Source organism: Lysinibacillus sp. G1-3 (assembly GCF_056322905.1).
Window position 1 is genome coordinate 1 of sequence record NZ_JBWHYQ010000063.1, and the last position, 454, is coordinate 454.

Below are 454 nucleotides of genomic sequence, written 5' to 3' on the forward strand. Positions count from 1 at the left end.
ACATATCCAGCTTCTTCAGCTGCTTTACCTTTATCTTCTAAGACGAATTTGATAAATTCTGACATTACTTTATTATCTTTCAATGCTTTTTCATTTACATAAATGAATAATGGTCTACTTAATGCATAAGAGTTATCTTGAATTGTTTTTTTCGTAGGCTCTGTTGCTTTACCATTTTCATCTTTGATTTTAACTTCTTTTAATTTATCTTTATTTTGAACGTAGAAGTTATATCCAAAGTATCCGATTCCCTCTTTGTATTTCGTTACAGAAGAAACGATAGCATTTGTATCAGCATTTTTTTCTGCTTTAATATCTACTTTATTCATTACTTCATTTTCAAAGAAGTCATAAGTACCATGACTTGAGTTTGGTGATACAGCATTTATTTTTTTATCTGGCCATGTACTATTAACATCTTTCCATGTTTTAGCTTTTCCAGAATAAATTGCTT

1 protein-coding gene is annotated in these 454 nt (G+C 28.9%); it reads right to left on the minus strand.

Translation table 11 applies throughout. The annotated features are described in order from the left end of the window. The coding region (locus tag ACVYAD_RS25125) for a substrate-binding domain-containing protein (RefSeq protein ID WP_476428298.1) at nucleotides 1-454 on the minus strand (454 nt) is incomplete at both ends.